Origin of the sequence: Pseudomonas sp. W5-01 (assembly GCF_046540435.1) — a bacterium.
GTDB classification, from domain to species: Bacteria; Pseudomonadota; Gammaproteobacteria; order Pseudomonadales; family Pseudomonadaceae; genus Aquipseudomonas; species Aquipseudomonas graminis_B.
This window is the reverse complement of sequence record NZ_JAXCIP010000004.1, coordinates 91,412-107,309: the sequence shown is the minus strand read 5'-3', so window position 1 is coordinate 107,309 and position 15,898 is coordinate 91,412. Positions and strand designations below refer to the sequence as shown.

General features: G+C 60.9%; 15 protein-coding genes. 7 read left to right on the top strand and 8 right to left on the bottom strand.

Annotated features, from left to right (window positions below):
• Positions 1-8 precede the first annotated feature (8 nt).
• The 4 genes from SLW75_RS14010 to SLW75_RS13995 all read left to right on the top strand — a co-directional run bounded on the left by SLW75_RS14010 (position 9) and on the right by SLW75_RS13995 (position 3,775).
• Positions 9-1,157, top strand: a complete 1,149-nt coding sequence (locus SLW75_RS14010) for a serine hydrolase domain-containing protein (RefSeq protein ID WP_410930538.1) — start codon at positions 9-11, stop codon at positions 1,155-1,157.
• Between the two features lie 150 nt (positions 1,158-1,307).
• Complete coding sequence (locus SLW75_RS14005) at positions 1,308-2,414, top strand: OmpA family protein (protein WP_410934747.1); 1,107 nt, start codon at positions 1,308-1,310, stop codon at positions 2,412-2,414.
• Positions 2,415-2,462: 48 nt separating this feature from the next.
• A complete protein-coding gene (pdxH, locus tag SLW75_RS14000; RefSeq protein ID WP_065992611.1) occupies positions 2,463-3,110 on the top strand; it encodes a pyridoxamine 5'-phosphate oxidase in 648 nt (215 codons plus the stop codon).
• Between the two features lie 200 nt (positions 3,111-3,310).
• A complete protein-coding gene (locus SLW75_RS13995) occupies positions 3,311-3,775 on the top strand; it encodes a glycine zipper 2TM domain-containing protein (RefSeq protein ID WP_037012225.1) in 465 nt (154 codons plus the stop codon).
• 127 nt (positions 3,776-3,902) lie between these two features.
• Here the strand turns inward: SLW75_RS13995 and SLW75_RS13990 are convergent, their stop codons facing one another.
• The 3 genes from SLW75_RS13990 to SLW75_RS13980 form a co-directional block, all read right to left on the bottom strand.
• Positions 3,903-5,516 (bottom strand): NAD(P)/FAD-dependent oxidoreductase, encoded by a 1,614-nt coding sequence (locus SLW75_RS13990; RefSeq protein WP_410934746.1) that lies wholly within the window; start codon positions 5,514-5,516, stop codon positions 3,903-3,905.
• Positions 5,517-5,629: 113 nt separating this feature from the next.
• Positions 5,630-6,310: a hypothetical protein gene (locus SLW75_RS13985; RefSeq protein ID WP_065992615.1), complete on the bottom strand. Its 681-nt coding sequence runs from the start codon at positions 6,308-6,310 to the stop codon at positions 5,630-5,632.
• A gap of 62 nt (positions 6,311-6,372) precedes the next feature.
• Complete coding sequence (locus tag SLW75_RS13980) at positions 6,373-6,972, bottom strand: short chain dehydrogenase (protein WP_410934745.1); 600 nt, start codon at positions 6,970-6,972, stop codon at positions 6,373-6,375.
• Positions 6,973-7,076: 104 nt separating this feature from the next.
• On the opposite strand from SLW75_RS13980, the gene SLW75_RS13975 reads away from it, so the two are divergent.
• The gene (locus SLW75_RS13975) at positions 7,077-7,985 is read left to right on the top strand and encodes a LysR family transcriptional regulator (RefSeq protein ID WP_410930534.1); all 909 of its coding nucleotides are present in this window, start codon (positions 7,077-7,079) and stop codon (positions 7,983-7,985) included.
• 516 nt (positions 7,986-8,501) lie between these two features.
• Here the strand turns inward: SLW75_RS13975 and SLW75_RS13970 are convergent.
• The 5 genes from SLW75_RS13970 to SLW75_RS13950 form a co-directional block, all read right to left on the bottom strand.
• Positions 8,502-9,203 (bottom strand): ABC transporter ATP-binding protein, encoded by a 702-nt coding sequence (locus SLW75_RS13970; protein WP_065992624.1) that lies wholly within the window; start codon positions 9,201-9,203, stop codon positions 8,502-8,504.
• A complete protein-coding gene (gene livG, locus SLW75_RS13965) occupies positions 9,204-9,971 on the bottom strand; it encodes a high-affinity branched-chain amino acid ABC transporter ATP-binding protein LivG (protein ID WP_065992627.1) in 768 nt (255 codons plus the stop codon). It abuts the gene before it with no gap.
• Positions 9,971-11,233, bottom strand: coding sequence for a high-affinity branched-chain amino acid ABC transporter permease LivM (locus tag SLW75_RS13960; protein WP_410934744.1), 1,263 nt, complete (start codon positions 11,231-11,233; stop codon positions 9,971-9,973). Before SLW75_RS13960 ends, livG begins: the two co-directional genes overlap by 1 nt.
• Entirely contained in the window at positions 11,230-12,156 is a 927-nt protein-coding gene (gene livH, locus SLW75_RS13955; RefSeq protein ID WP_410934743.1) for a high-affinity branched-chain amino acid ABC transporter permease LivH, read from the bottom strand. The genes SLW75_RS13960 and livH overlap by 4 nt, the downstream gene beginning before the upstream one ends.
• A gap of 215 nt (positions 12,157-12,371) precedes the next feature.
• Positions 12,372-13,499, bottom strand: a complete 1,128-nt coding sequence (locus SLW75_RS13950) for a branched-chain amino acid ABC transporter substrate-binding protein (protein WP_065992639.1) — start codon at positions 13,497-13,499, stop codon at positions 12,372-12,374.
• A gap of 327 nt (positions 13,500-13,826) precedes the next feature.
• On the opposite strand from SLW75_RS13950, the gene SLW75_RS13945 reads away from it, so the two are divergent.
• Positions 13,827-14,126, top strand: a complete 300-nt coding sequence (locus tag SLW75_RS13945; RefSeq protein ID WP_065992641.1) for a DUF2288 domain-containing protein — start codon at positions 13,827-13,829, stop codon at positions 14,124-14,126.
• Between the two features lie 370 nt (positions 14,127-14,496).
• A complete protein-coding gene (locus SLW75_RS13940; RefSeq protein WP_410934742.1) occupies positions 14,497-15,897 on the top strand; it encodes a spinster family MFS transporter in 1,401 nt (466 codons plus the stop codon).
• Position 15,898: the final 1 nt, after the last annotated feature.

The window sequence follows — 15,898 nt, the reverse complement described above, 5'->3', positions numbered from 1 at the left end:
GCCAGACCGTGCAGATTCAAGGCCATTTCGAGCTTCAGTTTGAGGCCGTTCGCGAGGCATTCGCCGCGCTGTTCGACGATCCGCAGGAGCGTGGCGCTGCGCTGTGCGTGCAGATCGGCGGGGAGACGGTGCTGGATCTGTGGGCGGGCACGGCAGACAAGGATGGCGGCGAAGTCTGGCACAGCGACACCCTCGCCAATCTCTTCTCCTGCACCAAAACGTTTACTGCCGTCACGGCGTTGCAGCTGGTGGGCGAGGGCAAGCTGAATCTCGATGAGCCCGTGGCGCGTCTCTGGCCCGAGTTCGCCGCTAACGGCAAACAATCCATCACGCTGCGCCAGTTGCTCTGCCATCAGGCCGGGCTTCCGGCGATCCGTGAAATATTGCCGGCCGAAGCGCTTTATGACTGGCAGGCCATGACGAGCGTATTGGCTGCCGAGGAACCTTGGTGGACGCCGGGGCAGGGCCACGGTTATGCCGCCATTACTTATGGCTGGCTGGTGGGCGAGATGATTCGTCGTGCCGACGGGCGCGGTCCGGGCGAGTCTATCGCTGCGCGTATTTCGCGGCCCTTGGGCCTGGATTTCCATGTCGGTTTGGCCGATGAAGAATTTCATCGTGTCGCCCACATTGCCAGGGGCAAGGGCAATGTAGGTGATGAGGCCGCGCAGCGCCTGTTGCAGACCACGATGCGCGAGCCTGCTTCCATGACGGCGCGGGCGTTCACCAACCCGCCGTCGATCATGACCAGCACCAACAAGCCGGAATGGCGGCGCATGCAGCAACCTGCCGCCAATGGCCATGGCAACGCCCGCAGTCTGGCTGGTTTTTACAGTGGCTTGCTGGATGGCAGTCTGCTGGACGGCGACCTGCTCAATGAACTGACCCGTGAGCACAGCATTGGGCAGGACAAGACGCTGCTCACCCAGACCCGCTTCGGTCTGGGCTGCATGCTCGATCAACCGACGGTGCCTAACGCCACGTTCGGGCTGGGCGCCAAGGCATTTGGCCATCCCGGCGCAGGCGGCTCGGTCGGCTTCGCTGATCCCGAGCGCGATGTGGCGTTTGGGTTTGTGACCAACACCCTCGGTCCCTACGTGCTCATGGATCCGCGCGCGCAGCAACTGGTGCGCGTGCTTGGTGAGTGTTTGCAATAACTATCGCCGTTAAGTGCTTGTTCTACCGACTGTCAGTTAAATCTGGATAACGGAGCCGTAGGGCGGTTTCTTTTTCCAAAACAGTCTTTATGCGTGTTATATGAGCGCTGCTTCGTTCATTTTCTGATCAATTATTCATGTGGGTCACCCATGTCAGCTAACAAAAGCCTCGCATTCGCCATCTGCCTCGCCGTCACCGGCTGTGCGCAAACCCCTCAGGATCAGTCGGCCAGCAATGACCACTGGTGGTCGTTCGGTTCAGGCAAGGGCGCCGATGCCGCTCCTGCAACCCCGGCGCCAAGCCCGGCGGCTGCACAAGTGGCCAAAGCTCAGACCGAAACCGGTACGCGCTGGTACTGGCCGTTCGGCTCTGACCATGGCGAAACCGAGAAGAAACCGGAAGTCGCCGCCACTCAACCGGCTGCAGCCCCGGCCGTTGCCCAGGCCGGCGACGCCAACAAGTGGTGGTGGCCGTTCGGTGCAACCGACGCCAAAAAAGACGCCGCACCTGCTGTTCCCAAAGTCGACCCGAAAGTGACCCAGGCCTGGCTGGATCTGAACGAGCCGAAAGTCCGCGAAGCGATCAAGGACAGCCAGTTCCAGCTGGAGCGCCGTGACGACATCCTCGTGGTGACCGCGCCGGTCGACAGCACCTTCAATCCGAAGCGCCCGGAAATGCTCCTGCCGACCAATCTCGGCCCGATCAGCCGCATGGCCAAGATCGTTGAAGTCGACCCGCGCGCCGCCGTTCTGGTGCTGGGCCACAGCGATGTCGCCAGCGATTCCGATCTCAAGATCAGCCAGCAGCGCGCACAGTCGGTCGCGGCGATTTTCCGCCTCAGCGGCCTGCAGCGTAACCGTCTGAGCCTGCGTGGCATGGGCGCCGATATGCCCCGGGCAGCCAGCGATAGCGTGCCGGGTCGCGCACTCAACCGTCGTGTGGAAATCATCCTCACCCCGCAAGACACCATGGTTGCCCAGATGGCCAAGTACAACTTGCCGCCAGCACCGACCCTGCTGGCCGTGCAAACTGCCAACGCGCCGGCCCCTGCACCCGTTGCTGCACCGACCAAGGCCGCTGCGCCTGCCAAGTCGGCCGCACCGGTGAAGAAAGCTGTGGCGACCAAGGCTTCCGCAGCCAAAGCGCCTGCGGCCAAAAAAGCACCTGTGAAGAAAGCTGCACCGACGAAAGCCAAGGCAGCGCCTGCGAAAGCTGCGGCCAAAAAACCTGCGCCGGATGCTCAAGCCGGCAACTGAGGTTAAGATCGGGGTTCTGTTCACGGATCTCGATTAAGGAAGGCAGTGATGAGCCAGCGTCTGGCCGATATGCGTCGTAACTACGCCCGCGAAGGGTTGACCGAAGCCCAGTCTCCGGAAGAACCCTTCGCACTGTTTCATCGCTGGTTCAACGAAGCGGTCGAAACCGAGCAGGCGCCGGTCGAGGCCAACGCCATGACGCTGGCGACCGTCGACGCCGACGGCCGCCCGCACTGTCGGGTCTTGCTGCTCAAAGGTCTTGACGCTCAGGGATTCACGTTCTTTTCGAACTACGAGAGCGCCAAAGGCCAGCAGTTGAATGCACGTCCTTTTGCCGCCATGACGTTTTTCTGGCCCACGCTGGAACGTCAGGTGCGCATTGAAGGCCGCGTGGCCAAGGTCAGCCACGAAGAATCCGACGCCTATTTTCAGGTACGCCCCCTCGGCAGCCGCCTCGGTGCCTGGGCATCGCCGCAAAGCCGGGTGATTGCCGACCGTGAAGCGCTCGAGGGCTTGCTCAAAGCCACCGAGGCGCGTTTCATGGACGCACAGCCTGACTGTCCCGATCACTGGGGCGGCTATCGTCTGGTGCCCGATCGCATCGAATTCTGGCAGGGGCGTCCAAGCCGCCTGCATGACCGCCTGAACTATCGTCTAGTTGAAGATGAGTGGCAGCGCGAGCGCCTCGCGCCCTGATTGCCGGTCTTTGAACAGCCGGCTTCAGCGTCTCCGTCACACTTTTCTTTGAATCAATTCCCGGCGCTGTCGTCCACTGAGGTAGACGTCGGGGTGTTGCTGTATCACGCCTGAATAAACGTAAATTATCGGTACAGGGCCGTGACATCGATTGGCGTCGCAGAGTCTAATGGCCACCTGTTCCTATGGAGATAACTGTTATGCGCAAGTCTGTTTTGTTGGTTGCTTCGTTCACCGCCATGGCGCTGACGCTGGGCGGCTGTACTTCAAGCCTCACCGGCGACTCGTACTCGCGCGACGAAGCTCGTCAGGTGCAGACCGTACGCCTGGGTACCATCGAATCGCTGCGTCCGGTGAAGATTGAAGGCACCAAAACCCCGATCGGCGCGGGTGCCGGTGCCATCGTCGGTGGTGTGGGTGGCAGTGCCATCGGTGGCGGTCGCGGCAGCATCGTGACGGCCGTGATCGGTGCGGTCGCCGGTGGTCTGCTGGGCTCCGCGGCGGAAGGCGGCCTGACCCGTGCTCAAGGCGTCGAGATCACCGTGCGTGAAGACGACGGCACCATGCGCGCTTATGTGCAGGAAGTTCAGGAAAACGAGATCTTCCGTGTGGGTGAACGTGTTCGCATCATGACCGTCAACGGTACCAGTCGCGTCAGCCACTAAACGCCGATGCACGTCCTGAAGCGCTGCATGGCTCGAAGCCGAGTCTAATGCCCGCTCATGAAAACGCCCCGATCATTCGGGGCGTTTTGCATTTCAGTACGCGCTGGCGGGGAGGGTGGTGCTGGGCTTAGCCAGCAATGCCCAATATGTCGCGGGCCAGTGCTTCGGCGATGCGGATCCCGTCAACACCGGCCGACAGGATGCCGCCGGCATAGCCTGCGCCTTCGCCCGCCGGGAACAGACCCTTGACGTTCAGGCTTTGCAGGTCTTCGCCACGGGTGATGCGCAGGGGCGAGGAGGTGCGCGTTTCGATGCCGGTGAGGATCGCGTCGTGCTGCGAGAATCCTCTGATCTGCTTCTCGAACGCGGGCAGCGCCTCACGAATGGCTTCGATGGCGAAGGCGGGTAGCGCGTCGGCAAGGTCGGTCAGCTTTACGCCCGGCTTGTAGGAAGGTTCAACGGTGCCCAGCGCCGTTGACGCTTTCCCCGCGATGAAATCACCCACCAGCTGCGCCGGAGCTTCGTAGGTAGCGCCGCCCATGAGGTAGGCGTGGGACTCCAGACGCTCCTGCAGTTCGATGCCGGCCAGCGGGCTGCCCGGATAATCCTGCTCGGGCGTGATGCCCACGACAATGCCGGAGTTGGCGTTGCGCTCGTTGCGCGAGTACTGGCTCATGCCGTTGGTGACGACACGGTTGGGCTCCGAGGTTGCTGCCACTACGGTGCCGCCGGGGCACATGCAGAAGCTGTACACCGAACGGCCGTTCTTGGCGTGGTGCACCAGCTTGTAATCGGCAGCGCCAAGCTTCGGGTGACCGGCGTACTTGCCCAGTCGCGCGCGGTCGATCAAACCCTGAGGGTGCTCGATGCGGAAGCCGACCGAAAACGGCTTGGCCTCCATGAACACGCCGCGGCCGTGGAGCATGCGGAAGGTGTCCCGGGCGCTGTGGCCCAGCGCCAGAATCACGTGCCGGGAGTCGATGCGCTCGCCGCTGTCGAGCACAACGCCCTGCATCTGGCCGTCTTCGATCAGCACATCGGTGACGCGCTGCTGGAAACGCACTTCGCCGCCCAGCGCTTCGATCTGATGACGCATGTTCTCGACGACGCCGGTCAACCGGAAGGTACCGATGTGCGGCTTGCTGACGTAGAGAATTTCTTCCGGCGCGCCGGCTTTGACGAACTCATGCAAGACCTTGCGGCCAATGAATTTAGGGTCTTTGATCTGGCTATAGAGCTTGCCGTCAGAAAACGTTCCCGCGCCGCCCTCGCCGAACTGCACGTTGGACTCCGGGTTAAGCACGTTCTTGCGCCATAGGCCCCACGTGTCCTTGGTGCGCTGACGAACTTCCGTGCCGCGCTCCAGAATGATCGGCTTGAAGCCCATCTGCGCCAGCAACAGGCCGGCGAATATCCCGCACGGGCCGAAGCCGACAACCAGCGGACGCTGGTTCAGCTCGGCAGGGGCGTGGCCGACCATCTTGTAACTCACGTCCGGGGCCGGGCCGATGTGTTTGTCGTGACTCAGGCGCTGAAGCAGGGCGGCTTCGTCGCGCACCTGAAAGTCGACGGTGTAAATGAACTGCAGCTCAGTGGATTTCTTGCGCGCATCGTAGCTGCGCTTGAACAGGGTGAAATCCAGAAGCTCGTCGCTGCCGATGGCCAGGCGCTGCAGAAGTGCGGGGCGCAGTTCGTCGTCCGCATGGTCCAGCGGCAGTTTGAATTCGGTGATTCGTAACATTGAAAGATCCGGTTTCGGGCCGCAGGATCGGCCCGGCAGCACTACAAGAGCGCGCGATTATAAGCCACATTGGGCAGGGAGCGGTGGCCCGAGCGACGACATCCGCCACTCCATCAATCGTTACGCATCGCCCCGAAATACGCGCAGCCGCGCTGAACCTGGCCATTGACCCGCAGTTCGGCGGTCAGGTGCTGGACCGAGCCGTTCGACGGGTCCACACAGCGCAGCGGCGCGACGTAGAGCTCGACGTGTTGATTGTTGGCGTCGGTGATCAGGTTGAAGCGGCCCTCGGGCATCTGCTCTTCCATGTAGGGCACAGCGAACGGCTCTTTGCCCTCGCGCTCAAGCACCAGACCCTTGCCGCTGGCGTTCAGGTTCCATTTCGGACCGTTGCCGCTGGCATGAATGGTCAGGCGCTTGAAGTTGGGGTCCTCGCAGGCACCGCTCGGGCGCTCGACGCGGTAGAGCTGATAAATGTCAGCCTGACCGTCACTGCCCTGGGCCTTGCTCGCGACGAAGTTGCCGCGAACATCGGCGAACGCTTTGCCGTTCTTGTCCACCACCGAAGCGGCTTCCTGCAGGACGCCGGTGTTGCCCTTGTCGGTCACTGCATAGCGGCGCTGTTCATTGCACGGAGCGAAGAACAGTTTGCCGCCGTCACCGCTGAGGGTGCCCTGCATGCGGATCATGCCGGCCGTCGACACCTTGCTGTCATTCGACGACAGGGGCATCAACTGGCAGCCGGCAAACAGGGGCAACAAGGCAAACATCAGGGCGGAACGAGCAGCGGACATGGGACGGTCTCCAGACAATTGCCGCCACGTTACTCAGCCTGCTCGCTCATCACAAGGGGTGATTAACCGACGCGATACGTCTGTCCGGTTTGTAGCCCTTCGACACTTTTTGCATACGCCAATGCGACATCCGCTGCCTGAACAGGCTTGAAGCCGCGGAAGTACGGCCCGTAGCTGTCCATGGCTTCGACCAGCACGTTGGGGCTGACCGAGTTGACGCGCATGCCGCGCGGCATCTCGATGGCGGCGGCGCGCACGAAGGCGTCGATGGCACCGTTGACCAGGCTGGCAGACGCCCCGGTGCGAATCGGATCGATGCTGGTGATGCCGGTGGTGAAGGTGAAGGACGCGCCGTCGTTGGCGAATTCCCGGCCGATCAGCAACAGATTGACCTGACCCATCAGCTTGTCGCGCAGGCCCAGGGCGAAGAAATCGCCCGTCATTTCGCCGAGCGGCGCGAAGGTGACATTGCCGGCCGCGCAAATCAATGCGTCGAAAGGGCCCGTCCGTTCGAATAGTTTGCGGATCGAGTCGCTGTCACTAATATCGACGTGCTCGTCTGCGCCGGTTCTGCCGATGCGAACGACCTCGTGGCGTGGCGCCAACTCTTTCTCGATCGCCGAGCCGATGGTGCCGCTGGCGCCAATCAATAGAATTTTCATGATGCGGTTTCCCCTGGTATGGATCAGGCACTCAGTGTGAGTCGCCATTTCCCACGGATACAGGGGCTAAACGGCAATCCCGGTTTGTCAGAAAGGAAACAATCATGAGCGAAATGGACGACTTGGCCGCGTTCGCGATGCTGGTGGAGGCCAACAGCTTCACCCTGGCCGCGCAATGGCTGGACACCAGTACCAGCCAACTGTCCAAGCGCATCAGCAAACTGGAAAAAAACTTCGGCGTGACGCTGCTCCATCGCACCACCCGCAGCCTGACCCTGACCTCGGCGGGCGCCATTCTCCTGCCCGAGGCCCGCGCACTGCTGGCCCAGCGCGACCGCGTCCGCGACGCCATGGCCTACCTGAGCGAAAGCCTGATCGGCACCGTGCGCCTGACCGTGCCGGTGTCATTGGGGGAAACTTTTTTCGAAGGCCTGCTCAGCGAATTCGCCCACAACTACCCCGATGTGCAGGTTGAGCTAGACCTCAACAACCACTTCCGCGACATGCGCCGTGATGGCTTTGACCTGGGCATACGCTCCAGCGTGGGCATTGACGAACGCCTGGTGGCCAAGCCGTTGCTGTCGCTACAGGAACTGACCTGCGCCAGCCCGGACTACCTCGCCAAACATGGCACCCCGCAAACGCCGGAAGAACTGCGCGTGCACCGATGCCTGCTCAACAGCCACCACAGCGGCCGTGAGTCGTGGGCTTACCACCAGAAACACGAACTGACCCGCGTCAACGTCCGCGGCACCTTCGCCAGCAACCACTACGGCCTCCTGAAAAAAGCCGCCCTCGTCGGCGCCGGCATCGCCCGCCTGCCGTCCTATATGGTGCATGAGGAACTGAAAGCCGGGCGGCTGCACTGGCTGCTGCGCGATTACCAGACGCCGGTTTCATCGCTGTACCTGGTCCATCCCTTTGAGGGACGACTGCCGAGAAGGGTGAAGGTCATGGCTGACTACCTGACCGAATGGTTCGAGCGCAGCACTGCGGTGCTGGAAGCGCTCTGACGGCGCGAAAACTGGCATCGCTGTTTGGGCGACAACAGAGCTAACGCAGAGCGTCAAGGGATGCATTAACGATCATCAACAGGTCGAGCGGGGGGCGATCAGGCAGGTTTTAACATTCAAAATTGATGGCGCAACCACAGGCCTCTTCCCGGCTAAAGCCGGTCCTACAAAGGCACCGCGTACCCCTGTAGGACCGGCTTTAGCCGGGAAGCTTTTGATCTTGATCTTCGGACGCGATTGACCAGACACCACAAAACGCGACTTTGGTGCAGGCTGAACGCAGGTTTCGCGCAGTGGGCCGAGCCGCATGGATGCGGCGAGAGCGCCGTCAGGACAGGGATGTCCGTTCGGCGCGGGCCCACGGAGCGGGACCGGAGTGAAGGAACCCGACGAAGTCGGGCCCAACCGAGAGCAAGCCCCCTTGGTTACTTGGGGGGCTTTTTCCAAGTAACTCGCCGAAGGCGAAACGTCTGCCCTTAGGCAGACGCCCTTGATCTTGATTTAGATCCGGACCCATCACCCGCCGAGATAAGCATCCCGCACTTTCGGATCGACCAACAACTCCGCCCCCGACCCCTGCATCACCACCCGGCCATTCTCCAGAACATACGCACGATCAGCGATCTTCAACGCCTGATTCGCATTCTGCTCCACCAGAAACACCGTCACCCCATCCCGCCGCAACTGCTCAACAATCTCGAAAATCTGCTGAATAATAATCGGCGCCAGACCCAGCGAAGGCTCATCCAGCAACAACAACTTCGGCTTACTCATCAACGCACGCCCGATCGCCAGCATCTGCTGCTCGCCGCCGGACATCGTCCCGCCGCGCTGATTGAACCGCTCCTTCAAGCGCGGAAACAACTCAAGCACCTTATCCATCTGCACCTGATAATCGGCCTTGTCCGTAAAGAACCCGCCCATCGACAGATTCTCCTCCACCGTCAGACGCGCAAACACCCGACGGCCCTCCGGCACCACCGCAATACTCTTGCGCATGATCACCGACGACTCCAGACCCACCAGCTCCTCACCCATATAACGGATGCTGCCACTGTGTGCGCGCGGCGAACCGCACAGCGTCATCAACAGCGTCGACTTGCCCGCGCCATTGGCGCCGATCAGCGTGACAATCTCGCCCTGCTGCACATCGATGCTGACACCGTGCAAAGCCTGGATCTTGCCGTAGAACGTGGAAACGTTATCGAACTGCAGCATTTACGCTTCCCCCAGATAGGCTTTGATCACTTCAGGATTGTCACGGATCTGCTCGGGTGTGCCATCGGCCAGCGGCGTGCCCTGATTGATCACCACGATATGGTCGGAAATACTCATGACCAGCTTCATGTCGTGCTCGATCAACAACACCGTGGCGTTGTGCTCGTTGCGCAACACGCCGATCAGCGCTTTCAGGTCTTCGGTTTCTTTCGGGTTCAGACCGGCTGCCGGCTCGTCGAGCATCAGAATGCGCGGGCGCGTCATCATGCAGCGGGCGATTTCCAGGCGGCGTTGCTGACCGTAGGCCAGCGTACCGGCAGGACGGTTGGCGAACTCCTTCAGATCGACCGCTTCCAGCCAATGCTCGGCATATTCCATCGCCTCGCGCTCGCTTTTGCGATACGCCGGGGTCTTGAACAGGCCGGAGAGGAAATTCGTGTTGAGATGGCGGTGCTGGGCCACCAGCAGGTTTTCCACCGCCGTCATTTCCTTGAACAGGCGCACATTCTGGAACGTTCGCACCACGCCTTTACGGGCGATTTCATGGCCAGCCAGGCCCTGGATCGGCTCGCCGTCCAGCAGAATCGTCCCGGAGGAGGGTTTGTAGAAGCCTGTCAGGCAGTTGAACACAGTGGTCTTGCCGGCGCCGTTCGGGCCGATCATCGACACCACCTGTTTCTCGTGGACGGTCAGACCGACGCCGTTGACAGCCAGGAGACCGCCGAAGCGCATGCACAAGCCGGACGCTTGCAGAAGTGGACGGCTCATCAGCGCTCCCCCTTGAGTTTCATGACGGGACGCTGCATCGGCAGGAAGCCCTGGGGACGCCAGATCATCATCAGCACCATCAAGGCGCCGAAGCCGAGCATCCGGTATTCGCTGAATTCGCGAAGCAGTTCAGGCAACAGAATCATCACGACGGCGGCGAGAATCACCCCCAGCTGCGAGCCCATGCCGCCCAGGACCACGATGGCGAGGATGATCGCCGACTCCAGAAAGGTGAACGACTCCGGCGTGATCAGACCCTGACGCGCGGCGAAGAAACTGCCGGCGAAACCGGCGAATGCAGCGCCGAGGGTGAAGGCCGACAGCTTGATGATGGTCGGATTCAGACCCAGCGCGCGGCAGGCGATTTCGTCTTCACGCAGGGCTTCCCAGGCGCGGCCGATGGGCATGCGCAACAACCGGTTGATCACGAACAGCGCCAACAGCGCCAGCAGCAGGGCGATCAGGTAGAGGAAGATCACCTTGTTGATGGAGTTGTATTGCAGGCCGAAATATTCGTGGAACGTCTGCATGCCTTCTGCTGCCTTGCGCTCGAACGACAGGCCGAACAGCGTTGGCTTTTCGATGTTGCTGATGCCGTTCGGGCCGCCGGTGATGTCGGTCAGGTTACGCAGGAACAGGCGAATGATTTCACCAAAACCCAGCGTCACGATGGCCAGATAGTCACCTCGCAGCCGCAGGACCGGGAAGCCCAGCAGGAAGCCGAAAGTCGCCGACGCCAGCCCCGCCAGTGGCAGACAGATCCAGAAGCCGAAGCCGAAATAGTGCTGCAGCAGGGCGTAGGTGTACGCGCCCACGGCGTAAAAGCCGACGTAGCCGAGGTCAAGCAGACCGGCCAGACCGACAACGATGTTCAGGCCCAGGCCGAGCATCACGTAGATCAGGATCAGGGTCGCGATGTCCACCGCGCCGCGCGAACCGAAGAACGGCCACACCAGCGCCGCGATTACCAGCGCGCCGAGGAACCAGCGCTGGGTCGAAGGCAGGGTCAGAAAGTTGCTGGTCTTGTCGGACATCAGCTGTTTCCGCGGACGCGAACGCCACATGGCGCTGATCTGTTCGTTGAACAGCACGCGCAGGAACATCAGAAACGCGGCGGCGAAAATCACCAGCACGGTGGTGGTGCTGGCGCCGACCACCGCGAGGTTGATCCCGACGATGTCCAGTTTGAGCCCGAGGATCGGGTAAGCGACGGCCAGCACCAGCACTGCGCTGAAGAGGGCCGATTTGAGATTCCTGGTCATACTTTTTCAACCTCCGGACGGCCGAGCAGGCCGGTTGGCCGGAACAACAACACCAATACGAGAAGACCGAACGCCACCACATCCTTGTACTGGTCGCCGAAGATGTCGGCGCCAAAGGCTTCGGCGATGCCCAGCACCAGACCGCCGAGCATCGCGCCCGGGATACTGCCGATGCCGCCCAGTACCGCGGCGGTGAAGGCTTTGATGCCGACGAGGAAACCGGCGTTGGGGTTGATCACGCCGTACTGCATGCTCAGCAGGACCGCAGCGACCGCCGCCAAAGCCGCGCCGATGACAAAGGTCAGGGCGATGATGTTGTTGGTGTTGATCCCCAGCAGGTTGGCCATCTTGATGTCTTCGGCGCAGGCACGGCAGGCGCGACCCAGGCGAGAGCGGGAGATGAACCAGGTCAGACCAAGCATGGCCACCAGCGTGACGAGGAAGATGAGGATCTGCATGTACGAGATCACCACTTCATGGGTGCTGCCGGGGCCGAAAACGAAGTTGCCGGGAATGAGGTTGGGGATCGATTTGTCTTTCGAGTCCTGCGACAACAGCACGGTGTTCTGCAGGAAAATCGACATGCCGATGGCGGAAATCAAGGGGATGAGGCGGTTGCTGCCGCGCAGCGGGCGATAGGCCACTCGCTCGATGGCGTAACCGTAGGCGCTGGTCACCACAATACTGGCGACGAAGGCTGCGGTAATCAGCAGGGGCAGGCTGTCCAGGCCAAGCATGGTCAGACCGGCCAGGGCGATAAACGCCACATACGACCCGATCATGTACACCTCGCCGTGGGCGAAGTTGATCATGCCGATGATGCCGTAAACCATGGTGTAGCCAATGGCAATCAAGGCGTAAGTGCTGCCAATGGTCAACCCATTAACCAGCTGTTGAAGAAAGTGATAGAGATCTATCGGCATTGCTGAGTGCTCCTAAAAACCTGCCTGGTGTTTCACTGGTGGTGTCTTTTTCCCGCTCGCGCGTCGTGATCTACGTCCGCGTCCGGCACGAGCCCAGTGGTTCACTGGTGCGGTTTCAAGATGTTCAGGGATCGGAATTCTTATGAAATTCGCTGCCCAGCTAAAACAAAGCCCACTGCGGTTGCAGTGGGCTTCGGGTAAGCATGAAGGCTGCGTTATTTCACAGGGGCTTCAGTCTTGGTGCCATCTTTGTGCCAGGTGTAAACGACGAATTTGAAGTCTTTCAGGTCACCCTTGGCGTCGAACGACAGATCGCCGGTAGGGGTCTTGAACGTACCGGCGTGGATGGCCGCTGCCACTTTGGCGGTGTCTTCGGACTTGGCGGTCTTGATCGCGTCGGCAATCACCTCAACAGCGGCGTAGGCCGGGAACACGAACGGACCGCTCGGGTCTTCTTTCTTCGCCTTGAACGCGGCGACCAGCTCATTGTTGGCCGGGTCCTGATCGAAGGATTTCGGCAGGGTGACCAGCAGACCTTCGGACGCGTCCTGAGCGATCTGCGAGATGGACGCGTTGCCCACGCCTTCCGGACCCATGAAGCCGGCTTTCAGGCCTTTTTCTTGTGCCTGACGCAGGATCAGACCCAGTTCAGGGTGGTAGCCGCCGTAGTAGACGAAGTCAACGTTGGCTTGCTTCATCTTGGCGATCAGCGAGGAGAAGTCCTTGTCGCCGGCATTGATGCCTTCGAACAGCGCGACTTTCACGCCGTCTTTTTCCAGGGTCTGCTTGACGGCGGTGGCGATGCCTTCACCGTACTGCTGTTTGTCGTGGATGACCGCAACGATCTTCGGCTTGACCTGCTTGGAAATGTACTCGCCAGCGGCCGGGCCCTGGGCGCTGTCCAGGCCGATGGTGCGGAAGATCATTTTGTAACCGCGGGCGGTGATTTCCGGGCTGGTGGCCGCCGGGGTCACCATGATGATGCCTTCGTCTTCGTAGATGTCCGAAGCTGGCTGAGTGGAGCTGGAGCAGAGGTGACCGACCACGAACTTGACGCCGTCGTTGACCACTTTGTTGGCGATGGCGACCGCTTGTTTCGGGTCACAGGCATCATCGTAATCAACCGCTTCAAGCTTCTTGCCGTCGACGCCGCCTTTGGCGTTGATCTGGTCGATGGCCATCTTGGCGCCGCTGAACTGCATGTCGCCGTATTGGGCCACAGCACCGGTTTTCGGGCCGGCGATGCCGATCTTGATCGTGTCAGCTGCGAACGAGTGACTGGCAACCCCCGCCAGAACCAGTGCGGCAAACAGCTTGGAAATCTGATTAATACCCTTAGTCATGATGCTCCACTCTTGCGTTGTAGTTTTTATAATCCTGACGGCCGAAGCGGCAGGACCGGATTGAATCTCCAGGCCGCACCCCCAGCAACTGTACCGGAACAGTTTAGAGCGCCGGTCGAGCGCTTGAATAGCTGGCTGCGGGGGACAAAACCTGCGGATGTCGCTTAATCGACAGAAAGATACACAATCAGGCTCGTGGTTCCGCCTTGTCGGACGACGAACCGGTTGGCCTGCGCGAACTTCTCTGCAATCAATCACTTGAATCCGGGTTTGTCGGTATGAAAGGCGGCGCTATCATTGCGCCGATTTCCAATACGGTGAAAACCCATGACGCAAGAACCTAGCACCCTCTATGCCAAACTGCTTGGCGAAACCGCTTCGATTACCTGGAAAGAATTGCAACCGTTCTTTGCAAAGGGTGCCCTGTTGTGGGTCGAGCCGACGCTGGATTTGATCGCCGTGGCACAGGCATTTGCCGAGAACAGCGAGGCGCAAGTGGCGGCATGGGTAGCGAGTGGAGAAGTCGGCAAGGTCTCTGAATCAAAGGCTCTGGATCTTTTGGAGCGCGATCCGACGCTGTGGGCCGTGGTCGTTGCACCCTGGGTGCTGATCCACGAAAGGGCGTGACGCGCTTCTGTGCTCAAAAAGGGTGCGTCCAATGATGGCGAAGTGGGTAGGGCGGTAACTCCCCGTGTGTCCCCGGTAGCGAAATCGCTCACCTGACTGCTCACATAATCGGGCGCCTCGCGTCCTGCAGAGTCGGGATTGCTGCGTGATCGGAGCGGGTCTTACATGGGCCGGTATCAGCGGGGCGAATGTTCACAGACAGAGTGCCAAGGGGTGACTAGATTTCAGGCACACCGGAAACGTCAGCCGGGACAGCCTCCTCTAACAAGAAAGCACAAACCGGGGACAGATTTATTTACGGTGAAGCGATGTAAATAAGGTCAGTCCCCTCGCCGACGTCCTTGCCTTAAAACAAGAAAGAGATCGCCCCATGGACCACTCAACTCAGGCAAGGAACGCTTGGCGCGTTCTGTTTCTGCTGTTTCTGGCCAACCTGTTTAATTTCTTCGACCGCACGATTCCCGCGATCATCATCGAGCCCATCCGCAAGGAATGGTCGCTGAGCGACTTTCAACTCGGCATCATCGGCACCGCCTTCACGCTGGTTTACGCCGTGGCCGGGCTTCCGTTGGGCCGCATGGCTGACAACGGTTCGCGGCGCAAGTTGATGGGTTGGGGCCTTGCGGTGTGGAGTGGGCTGACGGCGGTGAACGGTCTGGTCGGCAGCTTCTGGGGGTTTCTGCTGGTGCGCATGGGCGTGGGCATCGGCGAGGCCAGCTATGCACCTGCGGCCAACTCGTTGATCGGCGACCTGTTCCCGGCCCACCGCCGGGCCCGTGCCATGGGCATTTTCATGCTCGGCCTGCCACTCGGGCTGCTGCTGGCGTTCTTCACCATCGGCGCGATGGTCCAGGCGTTCGGCAGTTGGCGCGCGCCGTTTTTCATCGCCGCGGTGCCGGGGCTGGTGCTGGCGGTGTTCATGTTCTTCATTCGCGAACCGGCCCGGGGCGCCGCTGAAAGCGTGGCCATTTCCCAGGATAAAATCGACCGACCCATCCGCAGGGTGCTCTCGATTCCTACGTTTCGCTGGCTGGTGCTCGCCGGTCTGGCGTTCAACTTCGCCACCTATGCGTGCAACTCGTTCATGGTGCCTATGTTGCAGCGCTACTTTTTGCTGCCTTTGCAGGAAGCGGCAATGGCGACCGGCATGATCGTCGGCGTGACCGGGCTCGTCGGCCTGACGGTCGGCGGCTGGGTGGCGGACAAGCTGCACCAGCGCTGGAGTAACGGTCGTCTGATGTTTGCCGCCCTGAGCATGGTGGTCGCGACGCTGTGTACCGGTTATGCGCTGCACGCCGGGCGCATCGAGATCGGCGTGTTTGTCGGGGTGTTCAGCCTCGGCTGGCTGTTCTCTTATAACTTCTACACCTGCGTTTACACCGCCATTCAGGACGTGGTGCAGCCCCGGCTCCGCGCCACGGCCATGGCGCTGTTCTTCGCCGGGTTGTATTTGTTGGGCGGCGGGCTGGGCCCCGTGGTGGTGGGCCTGCTGTCGGACCATTTCGCCCACTCGGCCATGTACGCCGCGCAGGTCGAACAGATGACCGAACCGTTCAAGGCGGTGGGGTTGCACGATGCGATGTACCTGATACCGGTGGCGCTGTTTTTCGTGTTGGTGTTTCTGGTGAAGGCGTCGACGTGTTTCAGCGCCGATGCGCAGCGGATGCGCGAAGGGATGGTGGCGGATGAGCCGTTGGGGCGGGGGGGTGAAGCCGTCGGTGGCTTAAGCGAAAAGGGGACAGATTTATTTACGGTGAAGCGCTGTAAATAAA

Excerpts from the sequence above, each read along its gene's own strand:
- SLW75_RS14005 (WP_410934747.1), top strand. The coding sequence starts at position 1,308 with ATGTCAGCTAACAAAAGCCTCGCATTCGCCATCTGCCTCGCCGTCACC.
- pdxH (WP_065992611.1), top strand. The coding sequence starts at position 2,463 with ATGAGCCAGCGTCTGGCCGATATGCGTCGTAACTACGCCCGCGAAGGG.
- SLW75_RS13995 (WP_037012225.1), top strand. The coding sequence starts at position 3,311 with ATGCGCAAGTCTGTTTTGTTGGTTGCTTCGTTCACCGCCATGGCGCTG.
- SLW75_RS13990 (WP_410934746.1), bottom strand. The coding sequence starts at position 5,516 with ATGTTACGAATCACCGAATTCAAACTGCCGCTGGACCATGCGGACGAC.
- SLW75_RS13985 (WP_065992615.1), bottom strand. The coding sequence starts at position 6,310 with ATGTCCGCTGCTCGTTCCGCCCTGATGTTTGCCTTGTTGCCCCTGTTT.
- SLW75_RS13980 (WP_410934745.1), bottom strand. The coding sequence starts at position 6,972 with ATGAAAATTCTATTGATTGGCGCCAGCGGCACCATCGGCTCGGCGATC.
- SLW75_RS13975 (WP_410930534.1), top strand. The coding sequence starts at position 7,077 with ATGAGCGAAATGGACGACTTGGCCGCGTTCGCGATGCTGGTGGAGGCC.
- SLW75_RS13970 (WP_065992624.1), bottom strand. The coding sequence starts at position 9,203 with ATGCTGCAGTTCGATAACGTTTCCACGTTCTACGGCAAGATCCAGGCT.
- livG (WP_065992627.1), bottom strand. The coding sequence starts at position 9,971 with ATGAGCCGTCCACTTCTGCAAGCGTCCGGCTTGTGCATGCGCTTCGGC.
- SLW75_RS13960 (WP_410934744.1), bottom strand. The coding sequence starts at position 11,233 with ATGACCAGGAATCTCAAATCGGCCCTCTTCAGCGCAGTGCTGGTGCTG.
- livH (WP_410934743.1), bottom strand. The coding sequence starts at position 12,156 with ATGCCGATAGATCTCTATCACTTTCTTCAACAGCTGGTTAATGGGTTG.
- SLW75_RS13950 (WP_065992639.1), bottom strand. The coding sequence starts at position 13,499 with ATGACTAAGGGTATTAATCAGATTTCCAAGCTGTTTGCCGCACTGGTT.
- SLW75_RS13945 (WP_065992641.1), top strand. The coding sequence starts at position 13,827 with ATGACGCAAGAACCTAGCACCCTCTATGCCAAACTGCTTGGCGAAACC.
- SLW75_RS13940 (WP_410934742.1), top strand. The coding sequence starts at position 14,497 with ATGGACCACTCAACTCAGGCAAGGAACGCTTGGCGCGTTCTGTTTCTG.